Below are 14464 nucleotides of genomic sequence, written 5' to 3' on the forward strand. Positions count from 1 at the left end.
TCCATCTCAGGAAGGAGTACTCAAATCATGGCTTCCGTCATTGATGTTGGGCCTGAAGGCAATCTTTCAAGGTACCTTCAGGAAATTCGTAAGTATCCCCTGCTCACGCCAGAAGAAGAACTCACCCTTTCACGCAAATGGCGCGATAAGGGAGATGTCAAGGCAGCCCACCGGCTGGTGACATCCCACCTGCGTCTGGTTGCCAAAATTGCCATGGGCTACCGGGGTTATGGTCTGCCGATCAATGAACTGATCAGCGAAGGCAATGTGGGGATGATGCAGGCCGTGCGCCGCTTTGACCCCGAAAAAGGCTTCCGGCTGGCCACTTACGCCATGTGGTGGATCCGCGCTGCCATTCAGGAGTACATCCTGCATAGCTGGTCTTTGGTCAAAATGGGCACAACGGCAGCCCAGAAAAAACTGTTCTTCAACCTGCGCCGCCTTAAAGGGCAGATGCAGGCGATTGATGATGGTGACCTTCAGCCCGAACAGGTCAACAAGATCGCCACAACTCTTGGTGTGTCCGAGCAGGATGTGGTGGACATGAACCGCCGCATGGCTGCACCTGACCACAGCCTGAACGCCCCGCTTAAAACGGACTTGGAAAGCGAATGGCAGGACCGTCTGGTGGACGATCAGGTGAACCAAGAAGAGGTTTACGCCGAAAACGAGGAAATGTCGGGTCGCAAGGCCCTGCTTGCTACAGCACTCGAAACCCTGAACGAGCGTGAACGCCGCATTTTCACCGAACGTCGCCTCAAGGATGACCCGGCAACGCTGGAAGAACTCGCCCACGACTACGGCATTTCCCGCGAGCGGGTGCGCCAGATTGAAGTGCGCGCGTTTGAAAAAGTGCAGGAAGCCATGAAGAAGGAAGTCGCAGCCCGCCGCAACGCCGCACAGGGGGAATAAGCCCCCTGTGCCTGCACAGGGTAGGGCCGTTCAGGCTCGGGCTACGTCCTGCACAAAAAAAGTGGCGTCTGTGCGCCCGTTCCAGCTTTCTGCCCGCAGGTAACCTGCCAGATGCAGGGCGGGGCGGGTTGCATCTTCCAACACAACAGCGAGCGGGTTGTTATCCGCCTTGAACAGAAGTGCCTTGAGCCTGCTGCCATTGCTGGCGCGGATCAGCACCCGCAGGGTGTTGCTGTCCCGCCCTATGCGGTCAGTGCGTACAATATGCACATTGGGCAGGGCAATAAGTGGTTCGGGGTTGCCTGCGCCAAAGGGGGCCAGAGCTGCCATGTCGGTCGCCAGTTCTGCCGTGGCCCCGGTTACGGCCACAACGGCATCTATGGTCAGGTCCACGGTGGGCGGCAGTTCCGCCGCCTGTGGCAGACGGGTATCGAGAAAAGAGTGGAACTCCGCCAGCTTGTCTGCATGGAGCGAAAAACCCGCAGCCATGGCGTGCCCACCACCTGTTTTAAGCAGCCCGGCCTGACGTGCGGCAATAATGACCGTACCAAGGTCCAGCCCGGCAACCGAGCGGCCAGAGCCTTTTATGCTCCCGTCCTCCTGCTGCGCGCCAACAAGGGCGGGGCGGTTGAAGCGTTCTTTTATGCGCCCTGCCACAATCCCCACGACACCGGGGTGCCAGTCCTTGCCCGCGAGCAGAATAACGCCGTGACCAGCGTCCTTCTGTTCTGCTGCCTGCTCCATGGCGCGGTCCAGAATATCGGCTTCCACATCCTGCCTGCGTCGGTTGACGGCATCCAACCGCTCGGCCATCTGCTTTGCTTCATGCACATCCGGGCAGCGGAGCAGGCGCAGGCCAAGTGCGGCTTCGGCTATGCGTCCGCCCGCATTAATGCGCGGTCCCAGCGCAAACCCGCACGAAAACGCATCAGGCGCTTTGCTGACACCTGCAATTTCAAGCAGGGCGGCAACCCCTATACGCTGCCGGGTCGCCATAACCTTTAGCCCCTCGGCCACAAACAGGCGGTTGACCCCTTGCAGGGGCATGACGTCACACACCGTGGCCAGTGCAACAAGGTCCAGCAGGGGGCGCAGGTCGGGCTGGGGATGGCTTGCGTTAAAAAAACCGTTCTCGCGCAGGGTGCGTCTGGTCGCAACAGTGGCCAGAAAACTCAGTGCTGCAGCGCAGATATGCCCAAGACCCGATGAGCAGTCCGCCCGGTTGGGGTTAACCGTGGCCAGAATGGCTGGCAGGGCATCTTCCGACTTGTGGTGGTCCAGCACCACCACATCGGCCTTGCCTGCAAGCTGGTTCAGAATATCGGCGGAGGCTGTGCCACAGTCCACACAAACCAGCAGTTTGGCGCCCTGAGCCACCAGTGCCTCAAGTGCTGGCAGGTTGGGGCCATACCCTTCGGTCATGCGGTCGGGAATATGGGTGAGAACGGAGCAGCCAAGCTGTTCAAAAAAAGCGGCCAGCACGGCACTGGCGCATGCGCCGTCCACGTCATAATCGCCAAAAATACCTATGGTTTCCCCCGCCTGTACAGCCTGTGCCATGCGGGCGGCGGCTTTGTCCATATCCATCAGGCAGGACGGGTCGGGCATAAGGGCGCGCAGGGTGGGGGCCAGAAAATGCGGTGCATGCTCGGGGCTGACCCCGCGCATGGCCAGCAGGCGGCCTACAATTTCGGGTATGCCAAGCTGCTGGGCCAGTGCGGCCCCCAGCCGGTTGGTGGTCGGGTTGTCTGCTCCCTCCCGCCAGGACCAGCGTCGTGCGTTCACGCTGTGCTCCACATTGAGCACGGCTGGTGTTGCGGCTGGGGTGGGGGCGTGCGCCCCCTCTGGTGATGCGGTCGAGAGCATGGGGTTAAAAAACGCCTGTTATTGTGGCGTCCATGTTTTGGTTTTGAAGTTGTGGTGCCCTTCAATAAAGCGGGACGTGCCAGATTTGGAACGCATGACCAGCGAGTGCGTCACCGCCTGATGCGGGTACTGCCGCACGCCGCGCAGCAGCGCCCCGGTGGTGACCCCAGTGGCCGAGAACAGCACCGAGCCTGCTGCCATATCATGCAGGTCCAGCTTGCGGTCGGGGTTTTTGCCGGGGTTCATCTTCTGGGCGCGTTCGCGCTGGGCGTTATCTTCAAACAGCAGGCGTCCCTGCATCTGGCCTTCCACGCAGCGCACGGCGGCGGCGGTCAGCACCCCTTCGGGCGCACCACCGGAGCCGACGTAAATATCGACCTGACTGCTATCAAGGCAGGCAGCAATGCCACCGGCTACGTCGCCATCGCTCAGCAGGCGCACGCGGGCACCGGCTGCACGGGCGCGGGCAATCATTTCCTCGTGCCGTTCGCGGTCGAGCGTGCATAGCAGCAGGTCCTGCACGCTTTTGCCTTTGGCTTTGGCAAGGTTCTTCAGGTTGGTTTCAATCGTGTTTTCAAGGTCCACCACACCTGCGGGCAGGTTGGGGCCAACCACAATCTTGTCCATGTACACATCGGGTGCGTGCAGGAAGTTGCCGCGTTCGGCCAGTGCCACCACCGTAATGGCGTTTGGCATGTCCTTTGCGCACAGGTTGGTGCCTTCCAGCGGGTCCACGGCAATATCCATGGCCGGGCCGCCGGAGCCCACTTTCTCGCCAATATAGAGCATGGGCGCTTCGTCCATTTCGCCCTCACCAATGACCACGGTGCCATCAATGGCCACGGTGTCAAAGGCAATGCGCATGGCTTCCACCGCGGCACCGTCTGCATCGTTCTTACGGCCGCGGCCCGTCCAGCGGGCAGAGGCAAGGGCCGCCGCTTCGGTCACGCGCACCAGCTCAAGAGCCAGATTGCGGTCGGAAACAACGAAGGGAGAGGGGCCAATGGAATCAGACATGAGAAAGCGGGATCCTTAATTACACAATTGATCGGGCGGGGCTGGCGGGTTGCTTCAGGCAGCCTCGATCCGGATCACAACTGTGGAGTCTGTCACAACAGTCAAAGCGTCAATCCGGGTGACGGCGTCCTGCATAGCCGCCTCGGATGTCCGATGTGTGACCAGAACAAGGGGAACATAAGGCGTGCTGTCATTTTCCGCCGGGTGCTGGAGCATGCTGCGCAGCGATACGCCACAATCACGCAGGATGGCGGTAATGTCGGCAATAACGCCGGGGCGGTCTTCCACCATCAGGCGCAGGTAGAAGGCACCTTCCCCGCTGGAAATGGGGCAGGCCCGCAGCGGGGGCTGGGCGCTGGTCTGCACGCCCCACACGGCAATGGTGTTGCCACGGGCAATATCCACCAGATCCGCCGTGACCGCACTGGCCGTGGGGCCAGCACCGGCCCCGCGTCCTTCGATCATGATCCGGCCAACAAACTCGCCTTCAGCCACCACAGCGTTAAAGACGCCATCCACCTGTGCCAGCGGAGCCTGCTGGGGCACAAGGCAGGGGGTTACGCGGGCGTGCAGCCCGGCATCGGTCATGCTGGCAAGGCCCAGCAGTTTGATCCGGTAGCCAAGGGCGCGGGCAAAACTCTGGTCCACCGCACCAATGCGGCGGATGCCCTCTACATGCACGCTGTCAAACGCTACGGGCTGACCAAAGGCCAGACCAGCCAGAATGGTCAGTTTGTGGGCTGCGTCCAGCCCGTCCACATCGGTGGAGGGGTCGGCTTCGGCATAGCCGAGGTCCTGCGCATCCTTGAGCACGGTTGCAAAATCCTTGCCCGTCTCGCGCATGACGGTGAGGATGTAGTTGCAGGTGCCGTTAAGAATACCGCCCACGCGCAGCAGGCGGTCCGCTGCCAGCCCTTCGCGCACGGTTTTAATAGCGGGAATACCGCCAGCAACCGCTGCTTCAAACAGCAGGGGGGCGTTGTTGTCAGCACTCAGGCGGGCAAGGGTGGAGCCATGCAGGGCCAGCAGCGCCTTGTTGGCGGTAACCACAGGTTTGCCAGCTTTAAGGGCTGCTTCCACCAGCGTACGGGCGGTGCCTTCTGCCCCGCCAATCAGCTCCACCACCACGTCCACATCGGGGTCGTTTACCAGATCGGCGGCGTTGTCGTGCCAGCGCAGGGCGGACACATCCACCCCACGGTCCCGCGTGCGCTCGCGCGCGCTAACGGCCACAACCTCCAGCGGGCGGCCTGCCCGTGCGCTCAGCAGGTCCGCATTGGCCCGCAGCAGTTTGATAACGCCCGCGCCAACCGTGCCGAGCCCGGCAATGCCAAGACGAAGAGGAGAAGAAGAGGAACAGGATGTCACGGTGCAACAGACTCCGGTTTTTGGGCTGGGTTGGAGGAGGGAGGGGCCTTGACGCCGTGGGCGGCCATAAAGCCCTTGATGGAGCGCAGGGCCTGCCGCAGGCGGTGGGTGTTTTCCACCAGCCCGATGCGGACGTGGTCATCACCATATTCACCAAACCCAAGGCCCGGTGCCACGGCAACGCCGGCTTCTTCAAGCAGGAGTTTGGAGAAGGCAACACTCCCCATCTCGCGGAAAGGTTCGGGAATGGGAGCCCATGCAAACATGGACCCTTCGGGGGAGGGCACGTCCCACCCGGCGGAATGCAGGCCCTTGATCAGCACGTCGCGCCGTTCCTTGTACAGGTTGCGCAGGTCGGCCACGCAGTCCTGCGGGCCGTTCAGCGCGGTTACGGCGGCAACCTGAATGGGGGTGAAGGCCCCGTAATCCAGATAGGATTTAATGCGGGTGAGGGCGGAAATCAGCCGTTCGTTGCCTGCGGCAAAACCCACGCGCCAGCCAGCCATGGAGTAGGTCTTGGAGAGCGAGGTAAATTCCACCGCAATGTCACGTGCGCCCGGAACGGCCAGAATGGAAGGGGGAACCAGATCGCCAAAATAGATTTCGGCATAGGCAAGGTCGGACAGAATCCAGATTTCCTCACGCCGGGCAAAGGCGACCAGTTCCTTATAAAAATCCAGATCAGCCAGATACGATGTGGGGTTGGACGGGAAGTTGACAATCAGCGCCGTGGGTTTGGGCACGGAGTGGCGCACGGCGCGCTCAAGTGCGCGCAGCATGTCCTCGTTCGGGGTGGCGGGGATGGAGCGCACGGACGCACCCGCAATAATAAACCCGAACTGGTGAATGGGGTAAGACGGGTTGGGCACCAGAATGGTGTCCCCCGGGCTGGTAATGGCGGAGGCCAGATTGGCCAGCCCTTCCTTGGAGCCAAGGGTAACAATCACTTCGCTGTCGGGGTTGAGTTTGACGTTGAAGCGCCGGTCATAATACCCCGCCACGGCCTTGCGCAGGCCGGGAATGCCACGGCTGACCGAGTAACGGTGCGAGCGTGGGTCGTTCACCGTTTCAATCAGTTTGTTCACAATATGGGGTGGGGTGGGGGTGTCGGGGTTGCCCATGCCAAGGTCAATAATATCCTCGCCCCGTGCGCGCGCTGCTGCCTTGGCCTGATTGACAGAGGCGAAAACATAAGGCGGCAGGCGGCGGATGCGATGGAACTCTTCGGTCATGGACTTTGGGTGCTCTGAAAGGACAGGGAACATGGCCCCTGTAGGATGAAGGGAGTGAGCATAGTAATCGCCAAAATGGAACAGGCAACTCCTCTGGATGCAAAACCGCCGTGCGGGTGCGTTTTTACCGCATGTGGGGCGGAGCAAAAGGGGTGTGTGCGCGGGATCAGGGCGGGGTAACCACCTTTGCCCCTGTGCCAAAGGCATCGCCCCGTACGGTTATGGCGCTGGCGGGAATGCCCCGTCCGGTCAGTTCCACGGCAAGGCGCTGGGCACGCAGCAGCCCAAGGCGTACGGCATCGGCCTGATCCTGCGGGCTCATGGATGCGGCATCACCAAACCCGCGGATGGTCAGGGGGCCGTTTGGCCATTTTTGCACAATCTTGGCCAGTGCCGCGTCCTGCCCGCTGGAGAGCTGGTCGGACTGGGGCACAAAATGGAAGGCCGTGCCTTTTATATCGGTCAGGTCATAGTTGGGGCGCACGGCATCGGGCAGGTTTGCATCCGTTGGCACATCAAAACCGGGGAAGCTGGGGGCCGTGGGCGGGGTTTGAGGTATTTGCGGAATCTGGTCGGGGCGTAATTCGGGAATATCCGCTTTTTTGTGCACCTCGGGCATGGCCACTTCCGCCTCGGCTTCCTCCGGTGCGGGGGAGGAGGCCGTGGTGCCTGCAGGCAGGCTGGATACGGCCGAACGCAGGGGTGCCCGCACGGGCTGGGGGGCGCTGTCGGCTGCATCCATCACCGCGCCGCTTACGCCTGCGGGCAGGGTCGGCTGGGCCTTTTGCGTACTGGTTCTGCCGCTTGCATTGGGTGGGGGCGGAATGTTGGGGATCATGGTCCCGTTGGCGGCCACGGTCCGGTAGGTCAGGTTGCGGTCGCGGGTCAGCTGTTCGCTTAACAGGGCGCGCGCATCGGGGGAGGGCACTTCGGGCACATCCGTTGGGGTCAGGCCCACTTTGGGGTAGGGGTCGTAGCGCCCGGGTGGTGGGGGGCGCTGCTCGGCAATGGCGCCGCCGCGCATACTGCGTGACCAGTCCAGCGCTGTATCAATAGCATCGCGGTGCTGGCAGGCGCTTAATGTGCCACCCAGTGCAACAAGAGCAGCCATGCTGGCAGCCTGCAAAAAGCGGTCTGGCCGGGGGGCGTTGGTCCGGCTGGTCGGCTTCTGCTCCAGAGGGGGCTGCTGCATGGCGGGGGGAATGCTCCGAAAAACCTGATATAAAATTGCCCCGCACCTTACCCTTTTCCCTCCCCCGTGGCGAGAGAGCGCATGATTGCCCCTTGGCAGGCACGTTCGGGCAGCGCAGGATAAGGGAATGAACACTGCTACGGAACAATGTGCGGAGACAGCAATGACAGGCATCTTCTCCCGTAACGCCATCAGGCTGGACGATGAACCGGAAACCCCCGAAAAAGAGGAAGGCAAGGCCTCTGGCGCCCCGCAGGGCGAACTGGAGCACAAGCTGTTCAAGCAGCGTAAGGTGCTTATTTTTGGTGGGATAAACGACAAGGTTGCGCGCGACGTAACCGGCCGCCTGCTGGCACTGGCCGGTGAATCCGACAAGCCGATTGATGTGTACGTCAACTCCCCCGGCGGGCACGTGGAAAGTGGCGACACGATCCATGACATGATCCGCTTTGTCGATTCGATTGCTCCGGTCAACATGATCGGCACGGGCTGGGTGGCTTCTGCTGGCGCGCTTATTTTTGCCGCAGGTCACAAGGACCGCCGATTCTGCCTGCCCAACACGCGCTTTCTGCTGCACCAGCCCATGGGCGGTGTGCGTGGTCCGGCAACCGATATTGATATCGAAGCGCGCGAGATCATTAAAATGCGCGAACGCCTGAACCACCTTTTCGCGCGTGAAACCGGGCAGCCTTACGAAAAAGTCGTCAAGGACACGGACCGCAACTACTGGATGTCCGCAAAAGAAGCGATAGATTACGGTTTAGTGACCAAGATCATTTCTAAGCTGGCTGATCTGCACTAACACGGGGGCGTCGTCGCCATTCCCGGCAATGGGGATGGCGGCATGTTTCAGGTTTATTGGACCTTCCGACGTTCCAGCCAGTCAGGGCCGGTTGCAAAAAGGGGAGGTCCCCAGATAACGGGTTCCTCACATGGGTTCTCTGAGCGATATTTACTCCCATCTGCCGGAAAGTATGGATGACCTTCCTGCACCCCCTAATGCCGAGGCTGTGGCCGAAGCGGATTTCCGCGCGCGGCATTGGCTGAGCCCCATTCGCGGGCCGCTTAAGCCGGGTTCGGAAGAGCATAAGCGCGCACTCGCGGCCATGTTCCGCGACACGTTCAACCCGTACAAGCCATCTGTCATTGACTGGCCCAAGCTGGACCCCGAAACCCTGCACCGCGTAACCTCCCTGCCGATCTGGGATATTGCCGTGCAGACCGAGGGCAAGGCCCGCCTGCGTATGGCCGCTTACGCCAGTCTGGTCACGGATCCTGATGTCAAGGACGCCATCTCACGCAATGCGTGGGAAGAAAACCGGCATAAGGAAGTGCTGTCCAAAATGGTGGCAGCCTACAACATTCCCATGGCCCCCGAGCCCCCGTATGTGGAGCCGAAGGACGTGGAATGGGCCTATCTGGTCACTGGTTTTTCGGAATGCGTGGATAGCTTTTTTGCGTTTGGCATGTTCGAACTGGCCAAGCGTTCGGGCTACTTCCCCGAAGCCCTGACCGACACGTTCGAGCCGATCATGCAGGAAGAATGCCGCCATATCCTGCTCTTTGCCAACTGGCTGGCTTGGTATCGCGCGGTTATGCCGTGGTGGCGTCGCCCGTTCTTTGAGGCAAAGGTATGGGCTGTTTGGGGCTTTCTGGCCTACGAACGCATGAGCCTTGCCCGCACGGTGGATGATAGCGGGCAGGTCCATACGCAGGACAACAACTTTACCGTAACCGGCACCAAGGAAGTGACCAACATCCAGATCAGCCTGCCGGACTTTATGGACCTGTGTCTGGAAGAAGATGATCGGCGCTTTGCCGGGTATGACCCGCGCCTGCTGCGCCCGACCACAACCCCCGCCATTGCCAAGGTGATCCGCAATGTGGGTCGGGTGTGGGAATTTACATCGGGTATTTTCAAGGCCAACGGTAAAAAAGCCGCCTGAGCTTTTTGCCTGTCGTGGTTTGCATGCAGCCTGCCCTTATGGGGCAGGCTGTTTTGTTTTGGGCATAGGCACAAAACGCAGCCAGATATTGGCTCAGCAAGTGCGTAGGCGCGGCATACTTCTGTAAGTCAGAGACCTCATAATAGGTTTGTTTTTTCCAAACCCTATGTACTGGCATGGGGCTTTGTGTGGCCCATGCCAGTAAGGTCTTGTGCGGGAGTTCAGGATTTTTTTACAAATTCCGACTTCAGGTTCATGGCCCCGATGCCGCTTATTTTGCACGCAATGTTGTGGCCGTCCGTGGCATCGACCAGTTTGATGTTCTTGACCTTGGTGCCGCTTTTAACCACCAGAGAAGACCCTTTTACCTTAAGGTCCTTGGTGACTGTAATGGTGTCCCCGTCAGCCAGAACGTTGCCGTTGGCATCATGAATAACGCCAGAACCGCCTGCATCCGCATCCGTTGCACTGGTGGAGAATTCGTTCCATTCGTGCGCACATTCGGGGCAGACCCATAGCCCGCCATCCTGATAGATATGTTCACAGCCGCATTGCGGGCATTTGTGTTCGTCGCTCATGGTCATCCCCCCGTGGTTACAATGCGGCGCAACCTAATACATGCGCCCGGTAATAGAAATAGCAGGGGAAAAAGCAGGCTGGCGCTCCCGTTAGCTCAGCAGGCAAAAAGTGGAAGCAGTTGGGGGTTACGCAGCGGCTGCCGGTTTGCGGTGGGCGCGTACGCACAGCAATACGCTCAGCACCACACAGCCAAAGGCCAGTGTTTCCATCCCGCTGGGCAGTCGCTGCTCCCATATGAAGCCGTAGCAGAGGGAAAACAGGGTTTCGAACAGAATCATCTGCCCCACCAGTGTTAGCGGGAGGAGCTGGTTCATTCTGTTCCACAGTGCGTTGCCTGCAATGGAAGCCAGCAGAGCTACGCCCGCACTCACCAGTGCAAAGTTGCGCCATTGCTCCAGCCCGTGGGCTGTGCTGTCCAGCAGAAGGGCAAGGGGGAGCAGGACCACATTCTGGGCACCAGTGGCAAGCCCGGTCAGCAGGTTCCAGTCATGGGCGGAAAAATGCCGCTGGCGCACAAGTGCGCGGCTATTCCCCACGGCATAGAGTGTCCAGGAGCCAAGGGCTGCAACAGCGCAGAGCAACCCCACAAAAGGCGCACGTGCAACAGAATGTGCATGCGTATGCATGGCCTGCCAGCCAATGCACGCAGCACCGGTCAGGCACAGCAGGATGGAAGGCAAAAGCTGGCGCAGGGGCAGGGCGTCCTTGTCGCGGCTGCCAACCAGTGTCACCAACACAGGCAAAAAGCCGATTACAAGAGTGGTGCTGGTAATGCCCCCGTTTTTGACAGCGCTCGAGAGCAGCACATAATAAGCCGTATTCCCCGCAAAGGAGAGCCAGCTCAGCGTCCACCATGTGCGCAGGCTTACGGTATGGCTGAGCACCTGCCAGCGTGGTGCAACCATAGCAGCGGCAAACAGGCCGTACAGCACGTAGCGGCCACAGGCCATTTCCAGCGCGCTGAAGTTGCGGATCAGCTCGGGGGCCAGAAAAACAAGCCCCCACAATGCGCCCGCCCCAACACCGCAGGCAATGCCTTTGCCAAGGTTATGCTGTGCGGCTGGGTGGTGCATGGGGTTGGTCGCCTTGGCCGGGGGTGTGGGGCCATGCGGCCCGGGCAAATTGTGGGGCGCTCGGGTCCGAGCGGGTTACTGGTGCCTCTTAGCCATAAGTGCGGCTGTGATGCAATTTGTTCGCATGTCCTGCGCCTGCACGTGGCATCCGTGGCGTTGTTTGGGTCAGGTAGTGGCCGGTTTTGTAAAAACCCTTTTTGCCTCAGGCGTTCCCGAAGCGCCTGTAGCGGAAGGGGGGCGGCGTTTGGGGGCGCTGGGCAATAGCTTGTGTGACCTGTTTGTGATCGGGGGCCTTGTGGCAGACCGGGTCTGCCGCATCCGCCTTGCCGGCCAGTGCCAGTGCCTGACAACGGCAGCCCCCCCAGTCTTCCTCCTTGAACGCGCAGGACTGGCAGGGCTCGGGCATCCATTCCGTGCCGCGGAACAGGTTAAAAATGGGGGAATCCTCCCATATGGCAGCAAGGCCTGCCTCGCGCACATTGGGGAAGGTAATGTTGGGAATGGTTTCTGCCGCGTGGCAGGGGAGCACCTTGCCTGTGGGGGTAATGTTTAAAAAACGCTGGCCCCATCCGCCCATGCAGGGTTTGGGCCGGTCCTCGTAATAATCGGGGGTAACAAAATCTATGCTCATGCGCCCTGCCAGCCGGGTGCGGGCTGCGGCTACGGCTTCGGTCGTGGCCTCTATCTGGGCGCGGTCGGGCAGGAGAGCATCGCGGTTAAGCAGGCCCCAGCCATAATACTGGGTGTGGGCAATTTCCACCCGTCTGGCGCCAAGCTGTTCAGCCAGTTCCAGCATGGCGGGCACACGCTCGGCATTCTGGCGATGGATGACAAAATTGAGCGTGAGTGGCAGACCCTCTGCGGTAATCAGGCGCGCTGCTTCCAGCTTTTTGGCGTGTGCGCCTGCCATGTTGGCAATGCGGTCCGCGCTGGCGGGGTCCACGTCCTGAAAAGAAAGCTGGATATGGTCCAGCCCTGCATCGGCCAGAGCGCGCAGTGTGTCCGGGCGGATCAGCACGCCAGAGGTGATCAGGTTGGAATACAGGCCAGCCTGTGCTGCGTGGCGCACAAGTTCTGGCAGGTCGGGGCGGGCCATTGGCTCCCCGCCAGAAAAATGAACCTGCAACACGCCCATCAGCGCCGCCTCGTCCAGCACACGCTGCCATTCCGTGGTGCCTAGCTCCTGCGTTCTGGGGTCGAGCATAAGCGGGTTGGAACAGTAGGGGCATTGCAGGGGGCAGCGGTGGGTAAGCTCCGCCAGCAGGCTCATGGGGGGAGGGGGCGCGCTCATGCGGGCAGCAGCACCTGCTTTGTGGCCAGTTCTGCCACCATGGCCAGAACGTCCTGCGCAATAACGGCACGGGGGGCGGTAAATTTTTCGGCCAGCAGGTCTATAATGGTGTGGAGCGGGCGGGTGCCATCCACCAGTTGCAGCACTTCGGCGGCAATGGCATCGGCATGAAAAGCGCGCTCGGGGGCCTGAATAAACCAGACCTCCCGCACGCGGTCATATTGCAGGCGGGTGCCACGCGCAAAGCGTGGCACGGTCGTCTCGCACAAAGTTGGGCCTGTGGCCTCGGTCATGCCTGCGGGCCTGGGCGGAATGCACCGGGGGGAACACGCCCGGGGACCACATAGGCGTAATCCAGTGCATCCAGCATGGACCACAACACGTTGCATTTGAACCTGAGCGCGTTGAGCACCGCTGTCTGCTGCTCTGCCGTGCGGGCGTGCTCGCGCACATAGGCCAGCGCAAAAGCGGAATCCTGCGGGGCCTGCGTGAGCCGGGGCTTGAAGTAGGCGAGTGTTTCCTCGGTGACAAAATCGTAGTTGCTGAGCATGCCCGCAACCCGCTCGCTGATAATGGTGGGGGAGAACAGCTCGGTCAGGGAAGAGGCAATGGCCTCCAGAATGGAGCGTTCCCGCACGAACTGCACATAGGCTTCCACGGCAAAGCGCGTGCCGGGCAGCAGCCCATCGAGCGATTCCACATAAGCGCGGTCCAGCCCGAGGCCATCGGTCAGTTTGAGCCAGCGGGCAACACCCCCCGTGCCGGGCTGTGTGCCATCATGGTCTTCCAGTCTGCGCCGCCATTCACGCCGCAGCTCCGTGGTGGGCAGGCGGGCCAGCAGGGAGGCATCCTTGGCGGGAATGCTGGCCTGATAGTAATAGCGGTTCAGTGCCCAGGCCTGTACCTGCCCCTTGTTCAGCTTGCCGTCGTGCAAGGCACGGTGGAAGGGGTGCAGGTTGTGGTAGCGCTCGGCACCAATGGCGCGCAGGGCGGCTTCCAGTTCATCGGGGGTGAGAATACGGTCTGTCATAATCTTACCTTCATGCCATCAAAGGCCACTTCCCAGCCTGCGGCTTCGGCCTGCTGGCGCTCGGTGCTGTCGGCCAGCAGAACAGGGTTGGAATTGTTGATGTGGATGAGGATTTTGCGGGTCACATTCAAATCCGCAAAAGCGCAGAACGTGCCATCGGGCTGGTCGGCGAGGGACATATGGCCCATGCGGTGGCCGGTTTTGCTGCCAAGGCCCGCGCGCACCATTTCATCATCCGTCCAGAGCGTGCCGTCAAAAAATACGGCGTCGGCTCCCTGAATGTGGGCGCGCAGTTCATCCGTCATCATCGCGCAGCCGGGAATAAACAGGGCGCGGGCGGTGCCATCGGTTATTTCCAGCCCGATGGTTTCACCATTCGTCATGATTTCGGCCGGGTTTTCCGCTTTTTCGGCATAAAGGGGGACTTTGCCGGGAGCGGAAAACGGGGTGATGCAAAAGCCCGGTGGGTCCAGGGCAATCGGGCGGTCGAGCACCATGGGCAGGCGGGGCACCAGTGTGCGGTCGAGGGCTGTAAAAATGGGGTTTGCGTCCAGCTGGTCCAGCACCGGCTGCGTTGCATACAGCTCAAACGCCTGTCGCTCGCGCAGGGTGAGCAGGCCGGTAATGGCGTCAATTTCCCCACTGGTCAGCACAACCCCGGCAATGGGGGTGGAGCGCAGGCCGGTGCGCGGGTGCAGGTCGGGGGTCTGGTTGATCTGGGTCCGCAGGTCGGGGGAGGCATTCAGCACGTACCACGACGTGCCATTCCCGCTAACGGCTATGGAGGCCTGTGTGCGGGCGGGGGCTGCGGGGTCACCCGCGCGGGCGCGGCGGCAGGCAGGGGCGTTGGAGTTCCATTGCGGAAAACCGCCACCAGCGGCTGCGCCAAGGACGACAATATCAAGCATACGACGCTTTCTAAACAAAAAAGCCGTCAGGGGGAAAGTCGGTGAGGCAC

The 14464-nt window shown here is 61.0% G+C and carries 14 protein-coding genes; 3 read left to right on the forward strand and 11 right to left on the reverse strand.

All coding sequences use genetic code 11. The annotated features are described in order from the left end of the window. The first annotated feature begins 27 nt into the window (after positions 1-27). Positions 28-912, forward strand: coding sequence for an RNA polymerase sigma factor RpoH (gene rpoH / locus GOB83_RS03665; RefSeq protein WP_086646617.1), 885 nt, complete (start codon positions 28-30; stop codon positions 910-912). Between the two features lie 30 nt (positions 913-942). Here the strand turns inward: rpoH and recJ are convergent, their stop codons facing one another. The 5 genes from recJ to GOB83_RS03690 all read right to left on the reverse strand — a co-directional run bounded on the left by recJ (position 943) and on the right by GOB83_RS03690 (position 7587). Continuing rightward, the gene (gene recJ / locus GOB83_RS03670; protein ID WP_165925274.1) at positions 943-2778 is read right to left on the reverse strand and encodes a single-stranded-DNA-specific exonuclease RecJ; all 1836 of its coding nucleotides are present in this window, start codon (positions 2776-2778) and stop codon (positions 943-945) included. 18 nt (positions 2779-2796) lie between these two features. Next, positions 2797-3795: a class II fructose-bisphosphatase gene (gene glpX / locus GOB83_RS03675; protein ID WP_086646619.1), complete on the reverse strand. Its 999-nt coding sequence runs from the start codon at positions 3793-3795 to the stop codon at positions 2797-2799. A gap of 54 nt (positions 3796-3849) precedes the next feature. Continuing rightward, positions 3850-5163, reverse strand: a complete 1314-nt coding sequence (locus GOB83_RS03680) for a homoserine dehydrogenase (protein WP_165925275.1) — start codon at positions 5161-5163, stop codon at positions 3850-3852. Then, positions 5160-6395, reverse strand: coding sequence for an LL-diaminopimelate aminotransferase (locus tag GOB83_RS03685; protein ID WP_086646621.1), 1236 nt, complete (start codon positions 6393-6395; stop codon positions 5160-5162). The genes GOB83_RS03680 and GOB83_RS03685 overlap by 4 nt, the downstream gene beginning before the upstream one ends. A gap of 166 nt (positions 6396-6561) precedes the next feature. Further along, entirely contained in the window at positions 6562-7587 is a 1026-nt protein-coding gene (locus GOB83_RS03690) for an OmpA family protein (protein ID WP_242005724.1), read from the reverse strand. Between the two features lie 127 nt (positions 7588-7714). Between GOB83_RS03690 and GOB83_RS03695 the strand changes: the two genes are divergently transcribed. Together GOB83_RS03695 and GOB83_RS03700 are read left to right on the forward strand one after the other, a co-directional pair. Further along, positions 7715-8389, forward strand: a complete 675-nt coding sequence (locus GOB83_RS03695; RefSeq protein ID WP_194301280.1) for an ATP-dependent Clp protease proteolytic subunit — start codon at positions 7715-7717, stop codon at positions 8387-8389. 130 nt (positions 8390-8519) lie between these two features. Further along, positions 8520-9533: a ferritin family protein gene (locus GOB83_RS03700; protein ID WP_086646623.1), complete on the forward strand. Its 1014-nt coding sequence runs from the start codon at positions 8520-8522 to the stop codon at positions 9531-9533. A 221-nt stretch (positions 9534-9754) separates the two neighbouring features. Here the strand turns inward: GOB83_RS03700 and GOB83_RS03705 are convergent, their stop codons facing one another. The 6 genes from GOB83_RS03705 to pqqB all read right to left on the reverse strand — a co-directional run bounded on the left by GOB83_RS03705 (position 9755) and on the right by pqqB (position 14414). Next, positions 9755-10111, reverse strand: coding sequence for a zinc ribbon domain-containing protein YjdM (locus GOB83_RS03705; protein WP_165925277.1), 357 nt, complete (start codon positions 10109-10111; stop codon positions 9755-9757). Positions 10112-10237: 126 nt separating this feature from the next. Continuing rightward, positions 10238-11185, reverse strand: a complete 948-nt coding sequence (locus GOB83_RS03710; protein WP_165925278.1) for a DMT family transporter — start codon at positions 11183-11185, stop codon at positions 10238-10240. Between the two features lie 202 nt (positions 11186-11387). Further along, positions 11388-12476, reverse strand: coding sequence for a pyrroloquinoline quinone biosynthesis protein PqqE (gene pqqE, locus GOB83_RS03715; protein ID WP_165925279.1), 1089 nt, complete (start codon positions 12474-12476; stop codon positions 11388-11390). After that, positions 12473-12769 carry a pyrroloquinoline quinone biosynthesis peptide chaperone PqqD gene (pqqD, locus tag GOB83_RS03720; protein ID WP_086646625.1) on the reverse strand — a complete coding sequence of 99 codons (297 nt, stop codon included), beginning with the start codon at positions 12767-12769 and terminating at the stop codon, positions 12473-12475. The genes pqqE and pqqD overlap by 4 nt, the downstream gene beginning before the upstream one ends. Further along, positions 12766-13506 carry a pyrroloquinoline-quinone synthase PqqC gene (gene pqqC, locus GOB83_RS03725; protein ID WP_165925280.1) on the reverse strand — a complete coding sequence of 247 codons (741 nt, stop codon included), beginning with the start codon at positions 13504-13506 and terminating at the stop codon, positions 12766-12768. Before pqqC ends, pqqD begins: the two co-directional genes overlap by 4 nt. Then, entirely contained in the window at positions 13503-14414 is a 912-nt protein-coding gene (gene pqqB / locus GOB83_RS03730) for a pyrroloquinoline quinone biosynthesis protein PqqB (protein WP_165925281.1), read from the reverse strand. The genes pqqC and pqqB overlap by 4 nt, the downstream gene beginning before the upstream one ends. Positions 14415-14464 lie beyond the last annotated feature (50 nt).

The organism is Acetobacter fabarum (assembly GCF_011516925.1).
Classification (GTDB): Bacteria; Pseudomonadota; Alphaproteobacteria; order Acetobacterales; family Acetobacteraceae; genus Acetobacter; species Acetobacter fabarum.

Bases quoted from the DNA above. Each gene is read 5' to 3' on its own strand.
- rpoH (WP_086646617.1), top strand. From the start codon at position 28: ATGGCTTCCGTCATTGATGTTGGGCCTGAAGGCAATCTTTCAAGGTAC.
- recJ (WP_165925274.1), bottom strand. From the start codon at position 2,778: ATGCTCTCGACCGCATCACCAGAGGGGGCGCACGCCCCCACCCCAGCC.
- glpX (WP_086646619.1), bottom strand. From the start codon at position 3,795: ATGTCTGATTCCATTGGCCCCTCTCCCTTCGTTGTTTCCGACCGCAAT.
- GOB83_RS03685 (WP_086646621.1), bottom strand. From the start codon at position 6,395: ATGACCGAAGAGTTCCATCGCATCCGCCGCCTGCCGCCTTATGTTTTC.
- GOB83_RS03690 (WP_242005724.1), bottom strand. From the start codon at position 7,587: ATGCAGCAGCCCCCTCTGGAGCAGAAGCCGACCAGCCGGACCAACGCC.
- GOB83_RS03695 (WP_194301280.1), top strand. From the start codon at position 7,715: ATGAACACTGCTACGGAACAATGTGCGGAGACAGCAATGACAGGCATC.
- GOB83_RS03700 (WP_086646623.1), top strand. From the start codon at position 8,520: ATGGGTTCTCTGAGCGATATTTACTCCCATCTGCCGGAAAGTATGGAT.
- GOB83_RS03705 (WP_165925277.1), bottom strand. From the start codon at position 10,111: ATGAGCGACGAACACAAATGCCCGCAATGCGGCTGTGAACATATCTAT.
- GOB83_RS03710 (WP_165925278.1), bottom strand. From the start codon at position 11,185: ATGCACCACCCAGCCGCACAGCATAACCTTGGCAAAGGCATTGCCTGC.
- pqqE (WP_165925279.1), bottom strand. From the start codon at position 12,476: ATGAGCGCGCCCCCTCCCCCCATGAGCCTGCTGGCGGAGCTTACCCAC.
- pqqD (WP_086646625.1), bottom strand. From the start codon at position 12,769: ATGACCGAGGCCACAGGCCCAACTTTGTGCGAGACGACCGTGCCACGC.
- pqqC (WP_165925280.1), bottom strand. From the start codon at position 13,506: ATGACAGACCGTATTCTCACCCCCGATGAACTGGAAGCCGCCCTGCGC.
- pqqB (WP_165925281.1), bottom strand. From the start codon at position 14,414: ATGCTTGATATTGTCGTCCTTGGCGCAGCCGCTGGTGGCGGTTTTCCG.